Annotated in this window: 5 protein-coding genes; all 5 read right to left on the bottom strand. The window is 59.7% G+C overall.

The features are described from left to right. Positions 1-1,009: 1,009 nt before the first annotated feature. Positions 1,010-1,231 carry a hypothetical protein gene (locus tag ACTO3O_RS09610; RefSeq protein ID WP_297830663.1) on the bottom strand — a complete coding sequence of 74 codons (222 nt, stop codon included), beginning with the start codon at positions 1,229-1,231 and terminating at the stop codon, positions 1,010-1,012. Positions 1,232-2,190: 959 nt separating this feature from the next. Further along, on the bottom strand, positions 2,191-3,243 hold the full coding sequence (queA, locus tag ACTO3O_RS09615; protein WP_294593786.1) for a tRNA preQ1(34) S-adenosylmethionine ribosyltransferase-isomerase QueA: 1,053 nt from the start codon (positions 3,241-3,243) through the stop codon (positions 2,191-2,193). A 440-nt stretch (positions 3,244-3,683) separates the two neighbouring features. Next, positions 3,684-4,436 carry a tRNA pseudouridine(55) synthase TruB gene (gene truB, locus ACTO3O_RS09620; RefSeq protein ID WP_298081170.1) on the bottom strand — a complete coding sequence of 251 codons (753 nt, stop codon included), beginning with the start codon at positions 4,434-4,436 and terminating at the stop codon, positions 3,684-3,686. 7 nt (positions 4,437-4,443) lie between these two features. Next, entirely contained in the window at positions 4,444-5,229 is a 786-nt protein-coding gene (locus ACTO3O_RS09625) for an undecaprenyl-diphosphate phosphatase (RefSeq protein WP_298081169.1), read from the bottom strand. 3 nt (positions 5,230-5,232) lie between these two features. Then, positions 5,233-5,538 (bottom strand): DUF3098 domain-containing protein, encoded by a 306-nt coding sequence (locus ACTO3O_RS09630; RefSeq protein WP_298081167.1) that lies wholly within the window; start codon positions 5,536-5,538, stop codon positions 5,233-5,235. Positions 5,539-5,895: the final 357 nt, after the last annotated feature.

Here is a 5,895-nt window from a genome sequence, read left to right on the forward strand (position 1 = left end):
CGGAGCCGCAGTGGGGCTGACACAGGGCCGAGAACTGGGGCGAACTTTGGGCTGCGCCTGTTCTTCAGGCGGGAAAACCGAAAACGGTTTTCCCGCCGCGCTGGGCCGAGCATGGGGCTGAAATTTGGGCGGTGAGTTGGGTCTTGCTTTTGGCCGTGCTTTGGGCATTGCTCTTGCGACCCTATGGGTCGCGCAGTTCGCCGCCACCCCACGCGGCGGACTGCAACTCGACGGAGCTCGTTGCACTCACCGCTGGCGGCGAACTACTATAGGCTGAGCGCGAATAGCGCGATTTCGAGAGGAATCGCCGTCCTCGGCGAGAGCGACGCATTAACGGCGCGTGGGTGTGCGCCGAGGACGAACTTCTGAGAATGGGCGACAAGCCGAACCCGACAGTCATGGATGGTGAATGGGGGCGAACTGTTGCCCAAATTTTTGCGACCCTAAAGGGTCGCGCGGGCCGGACGTCTCCCACCGGGAGGCCCGCAACACGCCGCTTGCGCGTCGAGAATTGCCGTTCCTCCCGGGCATCCGCCCCGCTTGCTAGGGAGGTCGTGAATTAGAGATTGTTTTCGAGGGTCGAAGCCAGCGGGGCCTACAGCAACGTCAGTTGCGGGCCTCGGCAGGGGGAGGCTTCGGCCCGCGCGGCTCTACGAGCCGCAGGAGCACAAATAGGGTAGAGACTGCCGGTTATTTAGGCCGAGGCAGCCATTAAAAGACGCAGTGTGCCCGTTTATTCCGAGAGGCACCGCAACTGAAGTCCGTGGCCGCGGCTGTTCGCGTGACTGACGTGGAGATGGGGCATGCCAAAATACAAGTACATGCTATTGGGCCCATTTCCTGCGGATGACCAACTGTATCCGTGATTACCTACAGTCAATGGCAGGCCGAATTGTCCGGTGCTACCCGCGTCGCGGAAGCCCGGGGTGCCGCTTGGCACTCGAAAGTTGGCTGCCTCTACACCAATTTGAGGCTAAGGCTGCCCGGTTCGCTTGCCGAGCGGCACTGCTTATTCCGAGAGGCAACGCAACTGAAAACCGTGGGCGTGGTGTGTTACGTTGTTGGGATCGGTCCCCTGTGTGCTGAAGACTAAGCACCTCACCGTGATGTCGCTTGTTCCCGACGTACATGACCAGTTGAACCCGAAGTAGCCGAGATAGTTCAGTGTACCATCGCTGTAGCCGCGGCGGCCCGGGGCGGGGCGCACGTCCCCGTTTATTCCGAGAGGCAACGCAACTGAAGACCGTGGGCGCGGTAGTATGAGTAGTTGGGATCGAAGAATGTCATGTTGAAATGCAAATTTATGCCCATGGTCTCATTGAAAGAGGATGACCAACTGTACCCACTGTAGCTGATGCCCCCCGGCATGCCCGAACTGTGGTGGCGGTAGCCCAGGGCAGGATTTGTGTTTGTCGCGCGCCTTGGGGAAATCTGGTCAAAACGTGCCAGCACATTTTGACGATTTCCCTCTTTAGGCGGCGGCGCGCGGGAGAGCTTTGTCCCGTCTGAAACTGGCCTCAGGCCGGCCGGGCCCCACTTAATAAGACAGAGAGAACCCTAACAAAACACCCTGTGGGTGCGTGGACGGGCGAAACTACGTTTCGCTGTGGCAGCCTTTGCCCCGTTTATTCCGAGAGGCAACGCAGCTGAATACCGTGGCCGCGGCTACTGGCGTAACCGATTCTGAGATTCGGTGCGCTGAAGTCCAAATATACTCCTTTGCTGCCGCTGATTGAAGACGAGTAACTGGAGCCATAGTTGCCGACGCTGCTCAGTATGCCGAAGGCATCGTTATTCCCGGCGTCGCGGTAGCCCGGGGCGCACCCACTGTGTGTCTTATTGGCAGCCTCTACTCCAACTTGAAGCTAAGGCTGCCCGGTTCGCGTGACTCTCGTCCCCGTTTATTCCGAGAGGCAGCGCAACTGACGACCGTAGGCACGGCTATAGGTGGTACTGGGATCAAGACCATGTGTGTGGAACCACAAGAATTGCCCGTAGGAGTTGCTTGTTGCAGTCGATAAACTGTAGCCTTCGTTACCCGCACTGCCCGGTAAGCCTGAAGAATTGCTGAGGAAGCCCGGGGCGGGGACGATGACTGGGGGGCGGACGAAAATGCCTCCGCTCGGACATCGTGGCCGGACGGAGGCGTGGAGTATGCGGGGAGGCGGGACGGGTCTCTCCGATATCGAGTTACAGAATCAGCATGGCGTCGCCGTAGGTGCCGAAACGATAGCCCTCTTCTTTGGCTACTTCGTAGACTTTCAGCAGTTTGTCGTAGCCGGCGAAGGCGGAGACCATCATCAGCTGGGTCGAGTAGGGCAGGTGGAAGTTGGTCACCATGGAGTTCGCGACGCTGAATTCGTAGGGCGGGAAGATGAATTTGTTGGTCCAGCCTTCGAAGGGTTTCAGCATGCCGTCGGTCGAGACGGAGCTCTCGATGGTGCGCATGACGGTGGTGCCGATGGCGCAGACGCGTTTCTCTTTCTCGCGGGCGGTGTTCACGATACGGGCGGCTTCTTCGGTGATGAAGATGGGTTCGCTGTCCATCTTGTGTTTGGTGAGGTCTTCGACGTCGACGGAACGGAAGTTTCCCAGACCGACGTGGAGGGTGATGGAGGCGCGCCCTACGCCTTTGATGTCGAGGCGCTTCAACAGGTGTTTGCTGAAGTGGAGGCCGGCGGTGGGGGCGGCGACGGCGCCCTCTTTCTCGGCGTAGATGGTCTGGTAGCGCTCTTCGTCGATGGTTTCGGCGCGGCGACGGAGGATGTGGGTCGGAACGGGGGCTTCGCCGAGCTTATAAAGGGCGTTCTTGAAGGCGTCGTATTCGCCGTCGAACAAAAAACGAAGGGTGCGGCCGCGGGAGGTGGTGTTGTCGATGACTTCGGCGACCAGGGCGTCGTCGTCGCCGAAGTAGAGTTTGTTCCCGATGCGGATCTTCCGGGCGGGGTCGACGAGGACGTCCCACAGCCGCTGTTCGCGGTTCAGCTCGCGCAACAGAAAGATCTCGATCTCGGCGCCGGTCTTCTCTTTGTTGCCGTACAGCCGGGCGGGGAAAACTTTGGTGTCGTTGAAGATCATCACGTCGCCTTCGCGGAAGTAGCCGAGGATGTCTTTGAAGATCTTGTGCTCGATCTTACCGCTCTTACGGTCGAAAACGAGTAACCGGCTCTCGTCGCGGTTCTCGCAGGGGTACTGGGCGATCAGGCTCTCGGGCAGGTCGTACTTGTATTGCGATAGTTTCATGTCCTGTGTGTTTTGAATCGTTCGTTTATCTGTACTTTGTGCCGGCTGGAACTGCCGCTTTCTTGTAAGAAAGCGGCGCAAAGAACTTTCGTGATAGCTACGCTACTCCTTAGGCTCCGCAGTCCTCATTCTTTGCAAGTCTGTCGGGCTGGGTTTTCTCGGCGGGGCGCATATAATGCGAGTATTACCCTAATGCGCCCGCGCCGGAAAACCACAGCCCAACGAACAAACCGAGATTTGAGCGACCGGCAGCTTGAGGATGCGTCAGCATCCGTCTAAAGTTTTTCTGGTTCTCGCTAACTTCGCTGCGCTTGTTTTCCTCCTCGCCGCTCGGTAATTTGCAAACTGCGTTTGCATTACGCTCGCTGGCAGCGTCGGTTGTTCACAAAGAGAACAGTACCCTCCAGATAAGTCCAGGAACGAATAATTAAAATACGTAATTAAACGGGATTTGTTTCAACGGTTGGAGTCGGGGGCGATAATTTAGCTTGCAAGGTCTCTAACGATAGGCAGTGCTCGACTTGAAAACCGCCGCTGCGGGTCCGGCGCAGGCCGGTGAGGTGGGCGCCGCTTGATAACTTACGCCCAAGGTCGCGGGCGAAGGCGCGGATATAGGTGCCTTTGCTGCACAAGATGCGCACGGTGAGGCGCGGTGAGGTCGGCAGTTCGCACGTCTCGAGGCGGGTCGAGTAGATGTTTATCACGGCCCGGCGCATGTTCACCTCTTCGCCTTCGCGGGCGTATTCGTAGGCGCGACGCCCTTCGAGTTTCTTGGCGGAGTAGACGGGGGGCTCTTGTTCCTGTTCGCCGATGAAGCCGGATAATATGCGCTCGACTTCTGCTCGGGTGATGTGTGCCCAGGGGTAGCGGGTGTCTACGGGGTGTTCGAGGTCGTAGCTGGGGGTGGTGGCGCCGAGTTCAATCTCAGCGAGGTACTCTTTCTCTTCGGCCTGGAGGGTGTCGACTTGTTTGGTGGCGCGGCCGACGCAGATCAACAGAACGCCGGTGGCCAAGGGGTCGAGGGTGCCGGCGTGGCCGACTTTGATTTTGCGGTGCCCCAAACGGCGCATCAGGGTGCGCACTTTCCGAACGACGTCGGTGGAGGTCCATCCCAGCGGTTTGTCGATGGGGAGGACGAGCCCTTCTTCGAAGGGGTAGTCGGGGCGAAGGTGGGGGGATAAATGGTCGGTCATGGAGCGATTAGCCGAGAATGAGGGCGGTGGTGCCGGCCACGCCGCAGTAGAGGGCGAACCACCACAGTTTCCCGCGGCTGACGATGCGGATCATGGCTTTGCAGGCGAAGAGGCCGGAGAGGTAGGCGGCCAGAAATCCGGCGGTTAGGGCATAGCCGGAGATGCCGGAGGCGGCGGGGGAGAATTCGCCTTTCAGGAGTTCCAGAAAGGCTTCGCCGAGGATCGGGACGAGTACCATCAGGAAGGAGAACTTGGCGAGTTGGCTTTTGTCGTCGCCGAGGAGCATGCCGGTGGCGATGGTGGAGCCGGAGCGCGATATGCCGGGAATCACGGCGACGGATTGGGCCAGGCCGATAAGAAAGGCGTCTTTGGCGGTTACGGGATGTTGCTGTTTCGGTCTGATCAGGTGGGTCAGCAGGAGCAGGCCCGCGGTCACGAGGAGCATGCTGCCGACGAACCGAACGCCGCTCCCGAAGAGGGCTTCGACGTGGTCTTTCAGAAAGAGGCCGACGAGCAGGATGGGGAGCATGGAGATGACGAGTTTCAGCAGGTAGCGCGATTCGGGGGTGGAGCGGAGGGTGAGCCCGCGCCGCAGGAGGTGCAGGATCTCGCTCCAGAAGACGGTGATGGTGGCCAGTACGGTCGCGGCGTGGACGAGGATGGCGAAGGTGGTGTTGTCGACGGAGGTGCCGAGGAGGCGGCTCAACAGAACGAGGTGTCCGGAGGAGCTGACGGGCAAAAATTCGGTCAGGCCCTGGAGCAGACCGAGAAGAATGGCGTCTAGGGTGTTCATGGGTTATGCCTGGCTTTGGGGGGTGGTGTTTTCGGCTTCGTTCGATTTTTTGCTCTTGGGCCGGTACATGATGGCGTAGATCTCGAACAGAAAACCGGCGAGCAGCAGCAGGGGGGCGAGGTACAGCCGACGGAAGTTGAACATGTCGTGGTTGAATTCGGTGGCGGGGTTGTCGCTGGCGCCGCCGCTCAGGAGGATGAAGCCCAGAATGATGGCGCCGATGCCGGCGAGCATGAGGAGGTAGTTTCTGCGTCCGAAGGGCATCGGGGTGGTGGGCTGGGCTCGGTGGCCGGTGGTCTGTTTTTTCATATCGTGTGGTGTCTGGTTCTAATTCTGTGTGGGTTCTATGCGGGTTCTTGTGGGTTCTATGCGGGTTCTTGTGGGTTCTATGTGGGGGCGGGCGGCACGGCTCTGCGGGGCGCAGGAGCACGGCCCAACTTGTTGGATTCGTTCTCGTCCTATTTGCAGAAGTCCGCCGCTTGGGGTGGCGGCGAGCTGCGCGGCTCAAAGAGCCGCAAGAGCACAGCCCATTTGGTTTCGGACTTTCATCCAATTCTATCGGGTTCGGGCTGCGCGCTCCGGGGGTGGGCCGAAGGCCCAGCGCGCAGGCCCGGCGACCTAAAGGTCGCACAAGCACCGCCCAAATCCAAGCCCCATGCTCGGCCT

The sequence above is a fragment of the Rikenella sp. genome (assembly GCF_056799795.1).

Coding starts and splice junctions, on each gene's coding strand:
- ACTO3O_RS09630 (WP_298081167.1), bottom strand. CDS start 5,538: ATGAAAAAACAGACCACCGGCCACCGAGCCCAGCCCACCACCCCGATG.
- queA (WP_294593786.1), bottom strand. CDS start 3,243: ATGAAACTATCGCAATACAAGTACGACCTGCCCGAGAGCCTGATCGCC.
- ACTO3O_RS09625 (WP_298081169.1), bottom strand. CDS start 5,229: ATGAACACCCTAGACGCCATTCTTCTCGGTCTGCTCCAGGGCCTGACC.
- truB (WP_298081170.1), bottom strand. CDS start 4,436: ATGACCGACCATTTATCCCCCCACCTTCGCCCCGACTACCCCTTCGAA.